The organism is Candidatus Microthrix parvicella Bio17-1 (genome assembly GCF_000299415.1).
Lineage (GTDB): Bacteria > Actinomycetota > Acidimicrobiia > Acidimicrobiales > Microtrichaceae > Microthrix > Microthrix parvicella.
The window spans coordinates 1-15,114 of the sequence record NZ_AMPG01000003.1 but is presented as its reverse complement, the minus strand read 5'-3'; the positions used below and the strand labels follow the sequence as shown (position 1 = coordinate 15,114).

General features: G+C 66.1%; 13 protein-coding genes and 1 pseudogene. 6 read left to right on the top strand and 8 right to left on the bottom strand.

Features of this window, described 5'->3' with window-relative positions; genetic code table 11:
- Positions 1-122 precede the first annotated feature (122 nt).
- Positions 123-962 (bottom strand): enoyl-CoA hydratase/isomerase family protein, encoded by an 840-nt coding sequence (locus MPARV_RS0113315; RefSeq protein WP_012228006.1) that lies wholly within the window; start codon positions 960-962, stop codon positions 123-125.
- 11 nt (positions 963-973) lie between these two features.
- Between MPARV_RS0113315 and MPARV_RS0113310 the strand changes: the two genes are divergently transcribed.
- Positions 974-2,521, top strand: coding sequence for a phytoene desaturase family protein (locus MPARV_RS0113310; protein ID WP_202948839.1), 1,548 nt, complete (start codon positions 974-976; stop codon positions 2,519-2,521).
- Between the two features lie 15 nt (positions 2,522-2,536).
- Here MPARV_RS0113310 and MPARV_RS0113305 read toward each other — a convergent pair whose 3' ends face one another.
- Positions 2,537-4,978: a CocE/NonD family hydrolase gene (locus tag MPARV_RS0113305; protein WP_238538871.1), complete on the bottom strand. Its 2,442-nt coding sequence runs from the start codon at positions 4,976-4,978 to the stop codon at positions 2,537-2,539.
- A gap of 67 nt (positions 4,979-5,045) precedes the next feature.
- On the opposite strand from MPARV_RS0113305, the gene MPARV_RS0113300 reads away from it, so the two are divergent.
- A complete protein-coding gene (locus tag MPARV_RS0113300; protein WP_020378620.1) occupies positions 5,046-5,807 on the top strand; it encodes a DsbA family oxidoreductase in 762 nt (253 codons plus the stop codon).
- A 448-nt stretch (positions 5,808-6,255) separates the two neighbouring features.
- On the opposite strand, the gene MPARV_RS0113295 is transcribed toward MPARV_RS0113300, so the two are convergent.
- From MPARV_RS0113295 to MPARV_RS0113270, 6 genes are all read right to left on the bottom strand, one after another.
- Positions 6,256-6,987 carry a TlpA family protein disulfide reductase gene (locus MPARV_RS0113295; RefSeq protein ID WP_012227991.1) on the bottom strand — a complete coding sequence of 244 codons (732 nt, stop codon included), beginning with the start codon at positions 6,985-6,987 and terminating at the stop codon, positions 6,256-6,258.
- Positions 6,980-7,573, bottom strand: a complete 594-nt coding sequence (locus tag MPARV_RS0113290; RefSeq protein WP_012227990.1) for a disulfide bond formation protein B — start codon at positions 7,571-7,573, stop codon at positions 6,980-6,982. The genes MPARV_RS0113295 and MPARV_RS0113290 overlap by 8 nt, the downstream gene beginning before the upstream one ends.
- 118 nt (positions 7,574-7,691) lie before the next feature.
- Positions 7,692-8,846 (bottom strand): acetyl-CoA C-acetyltransferase, encoded by a 1,155-nt coding sequence (locus MPARV_RS0113285; RefSeq protein WP_031278587.1) that lies wholly within the window; start codon positions 8,844-8,846, stop codon positions 7,692-7,694.
- A gap of 126 nt (positions 8,847-8,972) precedes the next feature.
- Positions 8,973-9,359: a nuclear transport factor 2 family protein gene (locus MPARV_RS0113280; RefSeq protein ID WP_020378619.1), complete on the bottom strand. Its 387-nt coding sequence runs from the start codon at positions 9,357-9,359 to the stop codon at positions 8,973-8,975.
- Positions 9,360-9,554: 195 nt separating this feature from the next.
- Positions 9,555-9,905 (bottom strand): type II toxin-antitoxin system PemK/MazF family toxin, encoded by a 351-nt coding sequence (locus tag MPARV_RS0113275; RefSeq protein ID WP_031278585.1) that lies wholly within the window; start codon positions 9,903-9,905, stop codon positions 9,555-9,557.
- Complete coding sequence (locus tag MPARV_RS0113270; RefSeq protein WP_012227986.1) at positions 9,902-10,120, bottom strand: ribbon-helix-helix domain-containing protein; 219 nt, start codon at positions 10,118-10,120, stop codon at positions 9,902-9,904. The genes MPARV_RS0113275 and MPARV_RS0113270 overlap by 4 nt, the downstream gene beginning before the upstream one ends.
- Before the next feature lie 328 nt (positions 10,121-10,448).
- Between MPARV_RS0113270 and cysD the strand changes: the two genes are divergently transcribed.
- From cysD to MPARV_RS25600, 4 genes and pseudogenes are all read left to right on the top strand, one after another.
- Positions 10,449-11,444 carry a sulfate adenylyltransferase subunit CysD gene (gene cysD / locus MPARV_RS0113260; RefSeq protein ID WP_012227976.1) on the top strand — a complete coding sequence of 332 codons (996 nt, stop codon included), beginning with the start codon at positions 10,449-10,451 and terminating at the stop codon, positions 11,442-11,444.
- On the top strand, positions 11,444-13,363 hold the full coding sequence (cysN, locus tag MPARV_RS0113255; protein ID WP_020378616.1) for a sulfate adenylyltransferase subunit CysN: 1,920 nt from the start codon (positions 11,444-11,446) through the stop codon (positions 13,361-13,363). Before cysD ends, cysN begins: the two co-directional genes overlap by 1 nt.
- A 148-nt stretch (positions 13,364-13,511) precedes the next feature.
- Positions 13,512-14,816 carry an HNH endonuclease signature motif containing protein gene (locus tag MPARV_RS22855; protein WP_081582352.1) on the top strand — a complete coding sequence of 435 codons (1,305 nt, stop codon included), beginning with the start codon at positions 13,512-13,514 and terminating at the stop codon, positions 14,814-14,816.
- A 52-nt stretch (positions 14,817-14,868) separates the two neighbouring features.
- Positions 14,869-15,114 (top strand): annotated as a pseudogene (locus tag MPARV_RS25600) (site-specific integrase); the annotation flags it as partial.

Sequence of the window (15,114 nt, the reverse complement as noted above, 5' to 3'; positions counted from 1 at the left end):
ACCTCCTGGTTGATCGGCAAGAACGTGCTCGCCGCCCCGTCATTCGACGAGTCCACAAACCCTAACCAACGAATTATCTTCATGTCCGGTGAACCGGGTCCCCGGGGCCGGTCGGCCTGCGATCAGTAGCCGCGCCAGACCGGATCGCGTCGCTCGCGGAACGACGCCATGCCCTCGGCGAAGTCTTCCGAGTGGGTATTGAGCTCCACGGCGATGGCCTCGTTGCTCATCATCGTGGCGCGATCCACGTCGAAGCTCTGGTTCAACAGCCACTTCGACAGGCCAAGTGCCTTGGTGGGCCCGGATGCAAGCCGCCCGGCCCACTCCCCCGCGGTCGCCGCCAACTCGTCTCGGGGCACCACCTTGTTGACCAGACCCAGCCGCTCAGCTTCGGCCACCGGCAGGTCGTCGGCGAACAACACCAATTCCTTCGCCTTGTGGAGGCCGATGGTGCGGGGCAGGAGGTAGGCACCCAGGGCGTCGACCACCAAGCCCCGACGGCTGAACACCTCGATGAACTTGGTGCCTTCTGCGGCGATCACCAGGTCGCAGGCGAATGCCAGGTGTGCGCCCATGCCGGCAGCCGTTCCGTTGACCGCGGCGATGATCGGCAGCTCGCTGTCGAGGATGGCGGGAAACAGCGTGTACTGCCCGTCGAGCATCATCCGGCGTGCGTCGCCAACCGCTCGCTCGGGCACACCTTCGGGGCGCTCCGAAGGAACCCGGTGGCTCAGGTCTGCGCCGGGGCAAAAGAGCTTGTCACCTGCGGCGGTCAGCACGATGGCGCGGGCGGCGTAGCTGCCGTTGAGCTCATTGATCAGGTCGCGGATGCGGTCGCGACACGGCGGCGAGAGTGCATTGCCCTTCTCGGGCCGATCGATGGTGATCCAGGCCACCTGGTCGACGATCTCCAGCCGAACCTGCTCGTCAAGGGGGCGGTCGGTGCTGCTGGCCTCGGCCATGGGGTACTCCTGTGGGTCGATCGAACCCGGTGGGCTTCACGCCCAAGCCGGATCTGACGTTGTATCAGGAACGGCGGGACCTGTGTGACAACGGCGCCGGGCGGGCACACTGGTGGCGTGACGGTGCCGATGTGAGAGAACGCTGGGATGTGGTGGTGGTGGGCTCCGGCCCCAACGGTCTGGCGGCCGCAGTCACCTTGGCGGCGGCGGGCCGCAGCGTGTTGGTGCTGGAGGGCAACGCCACCCCGGGGGGAGGCACCCGCACCGAGGCGCTGACGCTGCCCGGGTTTCGTCACGACGTGTGCTCGGCGGTCCACCCGCTGGGAGGCGGGTCGCCGGCATTCTCCCGGTGGCCACTGGAGCGCCACGGGCTCCGCTGGCTGCACCACGACATTCCCCTTGTCCATCCCCTGGACGACGGTCGAGCAGGCGTTCTGCGTCACTCCCTCGAGGAGACCGCCGCCGGGCTCGGCGCCGACGGCGACGCGTACCGGGCCATGATGGGCCCCCTGAGCGACAACTGGCCCAAGCTTGCCGATGCCTTTCTTGGTCCGATGCTGCGGGTGCCTCGCCATCCGGTCGTTTTGGCCCGCCTGGGACTGGCCGGCATCACGCCCGCGACCATGGTGTCCGATCGCTACTTCGCCACCCCGGAGGCCGGTGCGCTGCTGGCCGGTAACGCCGCCCACTCGTTCCTCCCGCTCAACCGGCCGCTGACCACCGCACTGGCCCTGGCGTTGATGGCCCCGGCGCACCAGAGCGGCTGGCCAATTGCCGCGGGTGGTTCCGCCGCCATCAGCGCAGCGCTGCTCGGTTACCTCCATGAACTGGGCGGCGAGATTCGGTGTGACACAACGGTGCGCACGCTGGGCGACCTCCCCCCGCACGACGTGGCCATCTTCGACACCGACGCGGCTGCGTTGGCCGCCATCGCCGGGGCGGCGATCCCCCGACGGGTGCGTCGCTCCTTCGCCGGGCGCCGACGCGGCCCAGGCGTGTTCAAGGTGGACTGGGCGCTCGACGGCCCGGTGCCGTGGACCAATCCCGACGCCCACCTGGCCTCCACCGTCCACCTTGGGGGCACGGCCGCCGAGATCGCTGCCGCCGAGGCCGAGGTGGTGCGCGGTCGCAACCCGGCGCGGCCCTTTGTACTGGCCGCACAGCCCGCGACGGTCGATCCCACGCGCGCACCCGCCGGCAAGGCGGTGCTGTGGGGCTACTGCCATGTGCCCAACGGTTCCACCGAGGATCGCACCGACGCCATCGAGGCCCAGATCGAGCGCTTTGCACCCGGTTTCCGCGACCTGATCCTGGCCCGCGCCGTGCGCTCACCCCATGACCTGGCCGCCGACAACCCCAACCATCCCGGCGGCGACATCACCGGCGGATCACTGGCCGGGCTCGGGTTGATCGCACGGCCGCGGCTCACCCCGCATCCCTACGCCACCGGCAACCCGGGCATCTGGTTGTGCTCCGCCTCGACGCCGCCAGGAGCCGGGGTGCACGGAATGTGCGGCTGGAACGCCGCCCAGGCGGTGCTCGCAGGAACGCCGGCCTGACCGACCCGCTCGCCGCTACTCGCCGGCAGGGGTGTTTGAGACCTCGATGTAGTCGCGGCAAGGTTGACCCCGCAGCGTGTTGCATGCGGGCAGACCTTCAGGAATCTCCAGGCCGTCGACCTTGGGCATCACCAGGCTGGTGGCGTGTTCGCCACCTCGGCCGATGGTCACCTGCGTATCGGCGGGCGCCTCGGGATTGACGAACGACCACAACGGTCGGCTTCGGCCGGGACTCTGCACGCTGACGCGCAGCCTGGAGCCCTTGCGGAAGATGTGGGTGACGCCCATGATCGGCACCCGTCGATGCACCCATTCGTCCGGCTTGAGCACCTCCCGGTCACGTTGAATGAAGGTGTACTCCACCTGATACTCATCGGTCAGCTCGGCATACTCCCCGGCGTGTTGCAGGGCGAGCCAACCAGACTGGACGTAGGTTTCCTCGCCATCGGGACGCACCTCGGTGAGATCCACCTGCACTGCGCCGTCGTCAGCGCCCGGCTTCACCCACATGTCGAGGTAGCCAGGGCCGGCCAGCACCAGGTCGTTGGTCAGCTCTGGTGTTGCGTAGGCCACCAGGTTGCCCTCCGGGGCCTGCTCATAGTGAATGGGTAGCTTCGTCTGAGAGTACTGAAAGTCGGTGGAGCTTGCGGAGGTGGTCGCCAGCCTTCCGGAATCCGGTTCGTATTCGAAGCTGTCTGCGCCCTCCCCGGACGGCGCAGCATCGCTGAGTAGCCGATCGTCGTCGAAATACCAGGTGGTCTTCTTGGCATCCTTGGGTGGATACTGGTCGAAGTCCCAGCGCACCCGCTCGCCCGTGGTACCGACCGGGTTGGTGTCGGCGCCTGACTCGACCAGCACCTGCACCGGCGACTCGGCGTCGTAGGCCGCCTTGGCACCCTCGAAGTCGTCCGGCAGATGATCGGCGAAGCGGTTTTCCCCGAAGTTTTGATCGATGCCGAAGTTCTCCTCGAACACTGAGCCTGATGCCTGACGGATCCCGTCGGCGATGTTGGGGATCTCGCCGGCGACGTAGAAGGACAGGAACTCATACCAGTCGGTGATCAGCATCGGGCTGTACCCATCGGGGTGGTGCCCGTTGTAGAGCTTGAAGCGATGAAACGTGTCGGGGTCGAACTTGTTGAACAGATAGGGGAATCGTCCGCCGGTCTGTTCATCCTGATACCCGCCGGTGAGGAACGTTGGCACTTCGATACGCGGCACGAGCAACTGGAGGAACCGGGCCGCCGCCGAAGGCGGGAAGTTCACGAGCGCCTTGCCGAACTTGCCGAAGTCCAGGTTTTGGCTGCGGATCAACTGGTTGGCGCCACAGGTCTTGTCGCCTTTGGCGATGCGCTCGCCATCCCAGGACTGGCCGCCGGCTTCGGCCTGCCTGGTGCGCTCCTCCAACCACTGCTTGGTGAACCCGCCGTTGTAGACGCCTCCCGGCCACTGCTCGCGCCAAGGGTCGTCGATCACCGACTGCGGTGCGATGGCCGCCAGGTGAGGCGGCCTGGTCGAGGCCACATACAACTGGGCGATGCCCGCATAGGACAGTCCCACCATGCCCACCTTGTTACCCTTCACCCAGCTTTGGGCGGCAATCGCCTCGATTGCGTCGTAGCCATCGGCCTGCTGGGCCGGGTTGAACACCTCGAAAACGCCACCCGAGCAACCGGTGCCCCGCATGTTGACACCGACGGTGGCGAACCCGAGGAGGCCCGCGATCATCGAGCCCGGTTGGGGTTCATCGGGCTTGGAGGGTGAATAGCCGCTGTATTCCACCACGGTCGGATAGGGACCGTCTTCAATCGGGCCCGGAAGAGACACGTCGACCGACAGCGTGACCCCGTCGCGCATCGTGACGTAACCGAACCCGTCGCCAAGCTTCTGCTTTGCGTAAAAATCGTCGCCTGCGACCTCATCGACGCCCAACACGCGCACGTCGGCGCTGATTTTGCCACCAAACCGGACCCGATAGATACCGGGGAACAGCACATCGCCATCGATCGTCGGAAGGTCACCCTCACCGGATTGCACCGTCAGGGGTTTGTCTGGGATGTAGGCGAAATGCGCCTGGCCCTCGTCGTCGGCCAGCAGCGTCAGGATGACCTGCCCATCGGAGTTCTCCAGCGCCACCGCCGCCGACTTCTTGGCGCCGGTCACGGTCAGCGTCTCCACCCCGGGGGTGATCGTCAGTCCGGTCGCCTCGTCCTCGTGTGGGCCCAGTTCGGCCGCGCTGGGGGCAGCCATGCCCGGGGCGGTGCGCACGAACTTGGCAACCGGGTCACCCGCCGGCGCCTTCTTCGCTGCGGCGTCATCATTGCCGGAGCAAGCGGTGAGCGCGGACCCCACCAGTAAAGGTACGGCCGCGAGCATCGCCAATCGACGCCTGTGCAACATGTGGATTCCCCCTGGGATGCCGAAGTGAGCCGTGTCACCGTAGGGTGCGTTGTGCAACGCGTTCCACTCCTCAGACCGCTCGGCTCATATGAAATATCACTCACTGCCAGGCATCGGACCTGATGTGACCGGCTCAAACCCCACTGGCGCCGATGCCCTCGACGTTCGCATCTACTCCGATGTGGTGTGCCCGTGGTGCTATATCGGAAAGCGTCGATTTGAAGCGGCACTGGCGCTCCCCGAGTGCCCCCCGGTGCGGGTTCGCTGGATGCCGTTCCAGCTTGACCCTGGCGCGCCGGCGCAGGGCGAGCCGGTCGCCGAGGCATACGCCAAGAAGTTCGGCGGCGCGGCCCGGGCCCAACAGATCATGGCGCAGGTGACCGAAGCCGCCGCGGGCGAAGGCTTGGAGTTCCACCTCGACCGCGCCATCCGCTCCAACACCTTTGACGCCCACCGGCTGCTGTGGTGGGCGGGCTCCGTCGGAGAAAACCCTGAGACGAGCACGAGCACAGGCTCGGGCTCGGGCTCGGGCTCGGGCTCGGGCTCGGGCTCGGGCTCGGGCTCGGCGAGGTTGCCGGGTCAACATAGCGCCCTGAAGGAGTCACTGCTGGCCGCCTACTTCAACGAGGGCCTGGACGTGTCCGACCACCGCGTGTTGGCGGCCCGGGCAGCCGAAGTGGGCCTGGACACCGACCAGGCCACCGAGGTGTTGGCATCGGGAACCGGCACGGACGAGGTGCGATCAGAACTGGCGGATGCGATGGCACATGACGTGACCGCCGTGCCGACCTTCATCCTGGACGGCCGCCTCGCCATCCCCGGTGCGCAGGACCCGGCCACGATCGCCCGCCACCTCGCTCGAATCGCTGCATCAACCACCCAGTAGCGGGCGGAGGAAACACGGCGCTGAAACCACCCCGTCGGCTCACACCGCTTACGGACATGCCTCTGCATCAACCGAAGGTCAGGTCGAACAACGCTCGCTTTAGTGGATAAACGAATGTGATTTCAGGTCTATCCTCAGTACCCGGACTCACCTACTGACAGAAGGAACCCTCTAAACAGCACACGTCAGGCCGACGGCTGCGGGCAGCCCAACCAAGCACAACGGCAACCTGCGGTCCGTGCGAGCCACGACGAGCGGCGACTCCGGCAGGCGGCATCTTCGGTACGTCGGCGTCGGGCGCCCTGTGGTGGAACCGCGACAACGTCTGGCTCGACGACAACCAACGGCTGGTACCCCTGTGGGCGTTCGGTTCCTCGGGCAGATGGAAACCGACCCGAAGAGATGCTGGTCCTGGTGGTGCCAAGCCACTACCAGGGTAGGACAATGCCTACTTGGCGCTTGGGGCGATCTCCGACAGGTACTGCTCGATCTGTGCCTGGGGCAACTCGCCCGAGGCACGGTGCGTGACGTTGCCGTCGGCATCGAGAAACACGAAGTAGGGAAACCCCGAGAGACCGTAGGCCGTTGCCGCATCGCTCTGGGCGCTGTCCACCAGCACGGGGTCATCCCAGCCGGTGGATGCCACCCAGGCGGTCGGGGGCTCGGAGCCGGCGTCCTCCTTGACGCCCGTGGACACCAACGTGGCGCTGACTCCCTCCGGGAGCAGGCCACCGTCGATCCACTGGGTGAGCTTGGGCACCTCGCGCTGGCAGTGCGGACACCAGTGAGCACCAAACACGACCATGGCCGGACCGTCGCCGACGGTCACCGGATCATTGACAAAGTTGGCACCCGTCAGCTTGGGGGCGGCCATGCCGATCGCCGCGTCGCCCTCGGACTGCTCGAACGCCGGCAAGGCCTCGCCGTCCACCTTCACCGGACGGAACTCCGAAGTCGCCTTGTCGCCGTACGCGGCGTCCGCCGCCTGGGCGCTGTCCTTGCTCCCCGCAGCACTTTTTTCGTCGCCGCCCGACGCGCCCAGAGCGATGCCGGCGGCGATCACGATCACCACCACAACGCCGGCGATGATCGCCCACACCGGAACCGAGCCGGTCGACTCTGGCTTCTGTGTGTACCCGGGGATGGCGGGACGGCCGCTCAGCTTGGGACGATTACTCATGGGAACCTCGTGGGGTCGCTGGTGACGTTTGGGTATCGGAGCTGGTGGCCTCGGCGTGTTCTGAGCGAGGCGCCATCGCCACCAATGTGGCGATCAGGGCCATCGTCGTGAAGGCCATCATGGGAATGGAGATGTAGTGCAGCTTCCAGATCCACAGGATCGAGCAGGGCGCCGTCGGGTCGCAACTGCCCCCAACAGTCTCAGGCACACGCTCGTGGATGTAATGCCAGGTGGAGATGCCGGCGCCGATCGCTGCCAGCGGCCACACGGTGAAACGCACGGCTGAGTCGCGCCTGAGCGCCGCCACGCCACACACCACCACAAGCGGGTAGATGGCGATGCGCTGGTACCAACACATGGTGCACGGGGTGTACCCGGCGCCGAGCGACAACTGCAGGCTGCCGAACACGGCGACCGCAGCCACCAGCGTGGCCAGCCAGAGCGCCGCCGGAGCCACCGACTGGCGCAGCTGCGACCACCAAGGCGTGCGGCCCCGAAGCAGCCACAGCGCACCGCACAGCACCAACCCCAGCTGACCTGCGACGGTCAACAGGGCATAAAAGGTGTTGAGCACATCCTGGTTCACGGAGCTTCAGCGGGCCTTCACGTCGGGAATGGCATGGGGGAGACGCCTCCAGTGTGCCGGAGTTCGCGCCGGAGCACGTGTCGCACGGCCGATTGCCGTGAGCGGCCTCAGCCGAGGGTCACGAACCAAGGCGTTCGATGATGGTCACGTTGGCCTGACCGCCACCCTCACACATGGTCTGCAGCCCGTACCGGCCACCGGTGCGCTCCAGCTCGCCGAGCAGGGTGGTCATCAGGCGGGCACCGGTGGCGCCGAGGGGGTGCCCCAGCGCAATGGCTCCGCCGTTGACGTTCACTTTGTCGTGGGGCACTTCCAGGTCCTTCATCCACGCCAGCACCACCGAGGCAAACGCCTCGTTGATCTCAACCAGGTCGATGTCGTCCATGGTGAGGCCGGACTTCTGAAGGGCGTAACGGGTGGCCGGGATGGGCGCTGTCAGCATCCACACGGGGTCGTCGGCGCGCACCGACAGGTGGTGGATACGGGCCCGAGGCGTAAGGCCGTGGTCCTCCACCGCCTGCTCGGAGGCGATCAGCAACGCCGCCGACGCGTCCGAGATCTGGCTGGCCACCGCCGCAGTGATCGTGCCTCCCTCCTCCAAGGGCCGGAGGCTGCGGATCTTGTCCCAATTGGGTTCGCGGGGTCCTTCGTCCGCCATCACCTCGCCAAACGGGGCGATCTCGGCATCGAAACGGCCTTCTGCCCGTGCCCGGATGGCCCGCTCGTGGCTCTCCACCGCGAAGGACTCCATCTCGTCGCGGCTGCAGTCCCACTTGTCGGCGATCATCTGCGCCGAACGAAACTGGCTGACCTCCTGGTCGCCGTATCGCTCCTGCCAACCCAACGAGCCACTGAACGGGTCCGGGTAGCCGAACTGGTCGCCGACCAACATGGACGAGCTGATCGGAATGGTGGACATTTGCTGCACCCCGCCGGCCACGATCAGGTCCGACGTGCCCGACATGACCCCCTGGGCGGCAAAATGCACGGCCTGTTGTGACGACCCGCACTGGCGGTCGATGGTGGTGCCCGGCACGTGGTCCGGCAGCCCGGCCGCCAGCCAGCAGGTGCGGGCGATGTCGCCGGCCTGGCCACCGATCGTGTCGACACACCCGAAGATCACATCCTCGACTGCCCCCGGGTCCACGCCGGTGCGCTCCATCAGCGCCTTGAGCGAGTGGGCACCCAGGTCGGCCGGGTGCACGGCCGAGAGGCCCCCTCCCCGTCGCCCCACCGGGGTTCGGACTGCGTCGACGATGTAGGCCTCGGCCATGGTGATCCTCCCGATCGGCAGGTTGCACAACGGCCAACCTGCTCCTGGTTTGCCCCAGTCTGACGCCTCGTCAGAAACCGGGCCAATGAGGGCGCCCAGCACCACCCGTGGGGAGGCCTTCAGGGTTCAGTCGTCGGCGAGACGCATCTCGGACATATCAAAGTAGGCCCGCAACGTGGTGACACGCGCGTCATCGTCGAAGGTCATGACGTCGATGGCGGTCATCACCATCTGCTGGTCGCCCAACATCGGTCGGATCTCCATGAGGAACGCGACCTCGCCGCCACACACGTTGACCTTGATCAGGCGGAGCTCGATCTCTGGAGCCAGCTCGCGCGAGCCGTCCCAGAACGCGCCGATCGCGTCGAGGCCCTGGTGCTTGGGCGAGCCCACCGGGTCCTCCACCCAGGCGTCATCGGCAAACAACGACAGGTAGCCCGCCCGATCGTTGGTGGAGAAGAACTTGATGTAGCTCTCGACGGCCGAGAGGATGGCTGCTGGATCTGCTGACATGACCGAGACGCTACCGGGGCGGCCTTCAGGCCACACCTGAGTCGTCCAGCGAGTCGTCCCCATCTTTCGCCCACTCGCTCCTGCCGCGACCTTGGAGATCCACCGGGTACGCCTGCCACCCGCTCGCACCCAATGCTCCCAGCGTTGTTCCCCACGGACTGGCTGAAGCCGCGACGATCCCAGATGCGTGCGGAGTCAGAGCGCCAGGTGAAGCCGGAGCGCCTCATCGAGTGCAGCCAGTTGGACACCGGTGACCGTCCCGATGAGCGATCCGACCCGCTCACCCGCGATCGACCGAACCTGTTCGGCCTGCGCCTTGAAGTCGTGAGCAAGACCCGTAGTGGCGCTGGGGAGCAACACCTGAAACGGGTAGACCCGGTCGATGTTCGACGTGACCGGAACCACGGTGATCACGCCGCGGCCCAACCGTGCAGCCGTCGTGTTGGCACCGTCGTTGCTCACAATCACCGCAGGGCGCCGTTTGTTCGCCTCGGCGCCACGACTTGGATCGAGGTCCGCCCAGCGAATCTCTCCACGTCCCATCAGGCGAGACCGTCAGCGGCCGCCGCGTCCCAGAGGGCTCGGTCGTCGCCGTCCGCCCACTCGGTCCACGCGTCCTCGTAGGCAGCACCAAGCTCGGAGGCGCGAAGTAGTCGTACCGCCTTCTGAACCGCAGCTGATCGAGACCCAAGATGTTGGTCCTGCACGTAGGCGTCCAGGTACTCCACATCACTCTCGGGAAGGCTGACACTCAGCTTCATACTTCCATGCTACCGCGGGTAGGAACAGCCACGCACCAGGACGGAATCTGTGGCGTCGTAGCGATGGCAATCGGTGCCGTCAGGTTCACCGGCACCTCGACCCTGCTTGGCACCGCGTTTCGACTCGACTGCGTTGCCTCCCTCGATGACGAGGGGGACACAACGTCATCGGACCCGGAGGTCGCCAGCAGGTCGGCGACGGGACCGAGGTCCCTGCGGAGCCGGTCCTCAACGTTGATCGTCATGTCAGCGCCCTTCTCATCGACAACGCCGCTTTGTGCGCAGGTGTGCCGGAAATGCGTCCGGGGGCCCTAGCCTGGACGTTCTCATGAGCCTTCAGTCCCCCACCACAGAGTCCCCCTACGCGTCGACGGCCGACGAGTCCCTGAACACCGAACCCGCCCGCTCCGAGCCCATTGCCACCGCGCGGCTGACACACTTGCAGCGTTTGGAGGCCGAGAGCATCCAGATCATGCGGGAGGCGGTCTCCGAGTCGGAGAACCCGGTGATGCTGTATTCGGTGGGCAAGGACTCGGCCACCATGTTGCACCTGGCCCGCAAAGCCTTTTACCCCTCGGCTCCACCCTTCCCGCTGCTACACGTCGACACCACCTGGAAGTTCAAGGCGATGTACGAGTTGCGGGACTCGATGGTGGCCGAGGCCGGGATGGAGCTGTTGGTCCACCAGAACCCCGAGTGCATCGAGCGGGGCATCAACCCGTTTGATCATGGCTCGGCGGTGCACACCGACATGTGGAAGACCCAGGGGCTCAAGCAGGCACTGGACAAGTACCGCTTCGATCTTGCCTTCGGTGGAGCACGCCGCGACGAGGAGAAGTCGCGGGCCAAGGAGCGGATCTTCTCGATCCGCTCCGATCAGCACCGTTGGGATCCCAAGGCACAGCGGCCCGAGTTGTGGCGCACCTACAACGTGCGCCACCGGCCTGGACAGTCGCTGCGGGTGTTCCCGCTGTCCAACTGGACCGAGCTGGACATCTGGCAGTACATCCACCGCGAGCAGATCCCCATCGTGCCGTTGTACCTGGCGGCGCCCCGACCGGTGGTGGAACGCGACGGCGTGTTGATCATGGTCGACGACGACCGGATGCCGCTCGATGAGGGCGAGGTGCCCCAGATGCGAAGCGTTCGGTTCCGCACGCTCGGCTGCTACCCCCTCACCGGCGCGGTGGAGTCCACCGCGGACACCCTGACCGCGGTGATTCAGGAGATGTTGTTGACCACCACGTCGGAGCGTCAGGGCCGCGTGATCGACTTCGATGCGTCGGGTTCGATGGAGGCCAAGAAGCAGGAGGGCTACTTCTGATGGCCGATCAAACGATCCAGGACGGTGTCAACGCGTTGATCGCCGAGGACATCGACGCCTACCTCGACGTCCACGAGCACAAGGACATGCTGCGCTTCCTCACCTGCGGCAGCGTGGATGATGGGAAGAGCACCCTGATCGGGCGCCTCTTGTACGAGTCGCATCTGGTGTTCGACGACCACCTGGCAGCACTCGAGGCCGACTCGCGCCGGGTCGGCACCCAGGGCGGCGACCTCGACTTTGCGCTCCTGGTCGATGGCTTGTCCGCCGAGCGTGAGCAGGGCATCACCATCGACGTGGCCTACCGGTTCTTCTCCACCGAGCGCCGCAAGTTCATCGTGGCCGACACGCCCGGCCACGAGCAGTACACCCGCAACATGGTCACCGGTGCCTCCAACGCGGACGCCGCCGTCATCCTCGTCGACGCCCGCAAGGGCCTCCTCACCCAGACCCGCCGCCACAGCTATCTGGTGTCGCTGTTGGGCATCGAGCACGTGATCGTCGCCATCAACAAGCTCGACCTGGTCGACTACTCCCAGGAGATCTGCAACGACATCGAGGCCGGTTACCGGGAGCTGGCCTCCGAGCTGGGCATCGACGACGTGACGTGCATCCCGATCTCGGCGCTCAAGGGCGACAACATCATCACGGCCAGCCCCAACACTCCCTGGTACGGGGGGCCCACCCTGCTCCAACACCTCGAAACCGTCGAGATCGCCGACCGCGGCACGCGCAGTCCGTTCCGCATGCCGGTGCAGTGGGTCAACCGCCCCAACCTCGACTTCCGCGGGTTTTCGGGGCTCATCGTCGGCGGCGACATCGCTGTGGGCGACCCGATCAGGGCACTGCCGTCGGGCAAACGCAGCACTGTCACAGAGATCACCACCTTCGACGGGCCGCTCGACCGCGCCGTCGCCGGGCAATCGGTCACCATCGTGCTCGACGACGAGATCGATGTCAGCAGGGGTGACGTGCTGTGCGCCGACGCCGACCCGCCCACCATCGCCGATCAGTTCGAAGCCCACATCGTGTGGATGCAGGAGGAGGAGTTGCTGCCCGGCCGCCCCTACCTGCTGAAGCTGGGCGCCACCACCGTCGGCGCCACGCTGTCGCCGCCGAAGCACACCGTCGATGTGAACACGCTGCAGCACCTGGCGGCCAAGACCCTGGGACTCAACGAGATCGGCGTGTGCACCATCACCACCGACCGCGCCATCCCGTTCGACCCCTACGAGGTCAACCGCGACATGGGCGGCTTCATTCTGATCGACCGGCTGACCAACGCCACCGTGGGGGCCGGCATGTTGCAGTTCGCCCTGCGCCGCAGCCAGAACGTGCACTGGCAGGCCCTTGACGTCACGGCCGAGTCACGGGGCACCCTCAAGGGTCACGGCGCCTCGGTGCTGTGGTTGACCGGCCTGTCCGGTTCAGGCAAGTCCACCATCGCCAACCGGGTCGAAGCCCAACTGCACGCCCAGGGCGTTCACACCTTCCTCCTCGACGGTGACAACGTGCGCCACGGGCTCAACCACGACCTGGGCTTCACCGACGCCGACCGGGTGGAGAACATCCGCCGAATCGCCGAGGTCACGCGGCTCATGGCCGATGCCGGGCTGGTGGTGCTCGTGTCGTTCATCTCACCGTTCCGGGCCGAGCGACAGTTGGCCCGCGAACGCGCCGGCGAAGGACGGTTCGTCGAGATCTTCGTCGATACCCCCTTGGCCGAGGCCGAGGCACGCGACGTCAAAGGCCTGTACGCCAAGGCCAGACGCGGCGACCTGAAGAACTTCACCGGCATCGACTCGCCCTACGAGGCACCCGATGACCCCGAGGTGCACATCGACACCCTCGCCATGTCACCCGACGAGGCCGCCGATGTGATCGTTCAACGCCTCCGCGAATCCGGCACCATCTCCTGACCCGGGCGATGCGCCACTGGGTGGCCTGATTCTTGACCGCCAGGACATCGTTCCGGTGTGTCAGGTGGTGTTCCGCAGGGACGCTCGGGCTCTGATCGACCCAATCCTGACGTGCTTCGTTGTCACAGGCATTCTTTACGATGGGAACATGAGTTCGAAGGTGCTCTTGACGGGAGCAGCAACCGCCATCGATCAGGCCAACACGGCGTTGGACAGCCTGTTTGCCGCAGGCGTCGCGCCCGCCGACGGCAAGGACGCCATCATGTGGCTCCGCGAGGTCGAGGTGTTGCGTCGCCGGGTCGACTCGGCGGCCACCCTGCTGGTCGGTGTCATCGACCAGCGAGCGTTGCATGTCGATGACGGGCATGCATCTGCTGGGACGATGGCCCAGCATGTCGCCAGGCTGTCCGGGGCAGAATCGTCAGCCCGGCAGAAGACCGCGAAGGCGTGCCGCGATCTCCCCATGCTGGCCGATGCATGGTCGAACGGCGAGATCGGCACCGAGCAGATGCACCTCCTCGGTCGGGTCCACTCCAACGAGCGGGTCGCCCCGGCCATGGAGGCCCGCCAGGACGAACTCCTGGCCGACGCGAACAACATGTCGGCGAAACAGTTCGAAATGAAAACGCGGCGGTGGGAACGGCTGATCGACGAGGACGGTCCCGAACCGGCCAACGAACGCAACCACAAGAACCGCAACGCCACGTTGCGGCCGAACCCATGGGACTCGTCGTGGGACCTCACCGGCTTCTTCGCGTCGTTGCAGGGCGTTGAGATGCGCGAGATCTTCGACGTGTTCGTCGAAGCCGAATTTCAGGCCGATTGGGCCGAAGCAAAAGCCCGGTTGGGCGACGCGGTGACCGGCGCGGATCTGAACCGCACGCCGGCCCAACGCCGCGCTGATGCGTTGTTCCGGATCTTCCAGGTCGCCGCAACCGCACCCGACGGTGCGATCCCGCCCGGGTTCATCCACAACATCCACTGGTCCGCCGCCGCGTTCGAAGAGATGCTTCGCTCGATGGAGCACGACCGGCCACCCAAGTTCGACCCCGACGACTTCATGTGCCGTAGCCAGGACGGCCACGACGTCGATCCGACCGAAGCGGGGGTGACCACCCTGTTCAGTCAGTTCCGGCGGATCGTCGTCGACGCCAACGGTGTCGTCATCGATCTTGGCCGTGCCCGACGGTTCACGGGGTCGGCCCGCACCGCAGCCACCGCCCCCCACACCTGTTGCGTGTGGCCCGGGTGTCACGTTTCGTTGAGCGCGTGTGAGGTCGACCACCTGATCGAGCACTCCCGCAACGGCCCCACCAACCCCTCAAACGCCTCGCCGCTCTGCGGCTTATGCCGCATTCGGCATAAGCCACATTATGCCGAATCCGTGATTATGCCGAACAGTGGTGCGGATGTGTTGGTGAGCGCGGAGTTTGGGTTGTCGTGTTCGGCATAATCCTGGGGTTCTGATCGAGGCTTCCTGTCCGCTATTGGACAGGAGAGTGACGATGAGTGGTCCGTTGGATGTTCGGGTGTGTGGCCCGTTGGTCCCGTTTCGGGATGGTTTCGTTGAGGAGCTGGGCCGGAGTGGCTATACGCCGTTGTCGGCTGCGAATCAGGTGCGTTTGTTCGCGCATGTGAGCCGGTGGATGGCCTCTGGTGGTCTCGATGTTGAGGCGCTTTGCGAAGCTGAGGCTGAGTTGTTCCTGGCTGATCGGCGTGCTGAGGGCTACACGTCGTTTCATTCGTTGAGG

What these genes read in the sequence shown, in the direction of transcription:
- MPARV_RS0113315 (WP_012228006.1), bottom strand. Translation starts at nt 962, where the DNA reads ATGGCCGAGGCCAGCAGCACCGACCGCCCCCTTGACGAGCAGGTTCGG.
- MPARV_RS0113295 (WP_012227991.1), bottom strand. Translation starts at nt 6,987, where the DNA reads ATGAGTAATCGTCCCAAGCTGAGCGGCCGTCCCGCCATCCCCGGGTAC.
- MPARV_RS0113285 (WP_031278587.1), bottom strand. Translation starts at nt 8,846, where the DNA reads ATGGCCGAGGCCTACATCGTCGACGCAGTCCGAACCCCGGTGGGGCGA.
- MPARV_RS0113280 (WP_020378619.1), bottom strand. Translation starts at nt 9,359, where the DNA reads ATGTCAGCAGATCCAGCAGCCATCCTCTCGGCCGTCGAGAGCTACATC.
- MPARV_RS0113270 (WP_012227986.1), bottom strand. Translation starts at nt 10,120, where the DNA reads ATGAAGCTGAGTGTCAGCCTTCCCGAGAGTGATGTGGAGTACCTGGAC.
- cysD (WP_012227976.1), top strand. Translation starts at nt 10,449, where the DNA reads ATGAGCCTTCAGTCCCCCACCACAGAGTCCCCCTACGCGTCGACGGCC.
- cysN (WP_020378616.1), top strand. Translation starts at nt 11,444, where the DNA reads ATGGCCGATCAAACGATCCAGGACGGTGTCAACGCGTTGATCGCCGAG.
- MPARV_RS22855 (WP_081582352.1), top strand. Translation starts at nt 13,512, where the DNA reads ATGAGTTCGAAGGTGCTCTTGACGGGAGCAGCAACCGCCATCGATCAG.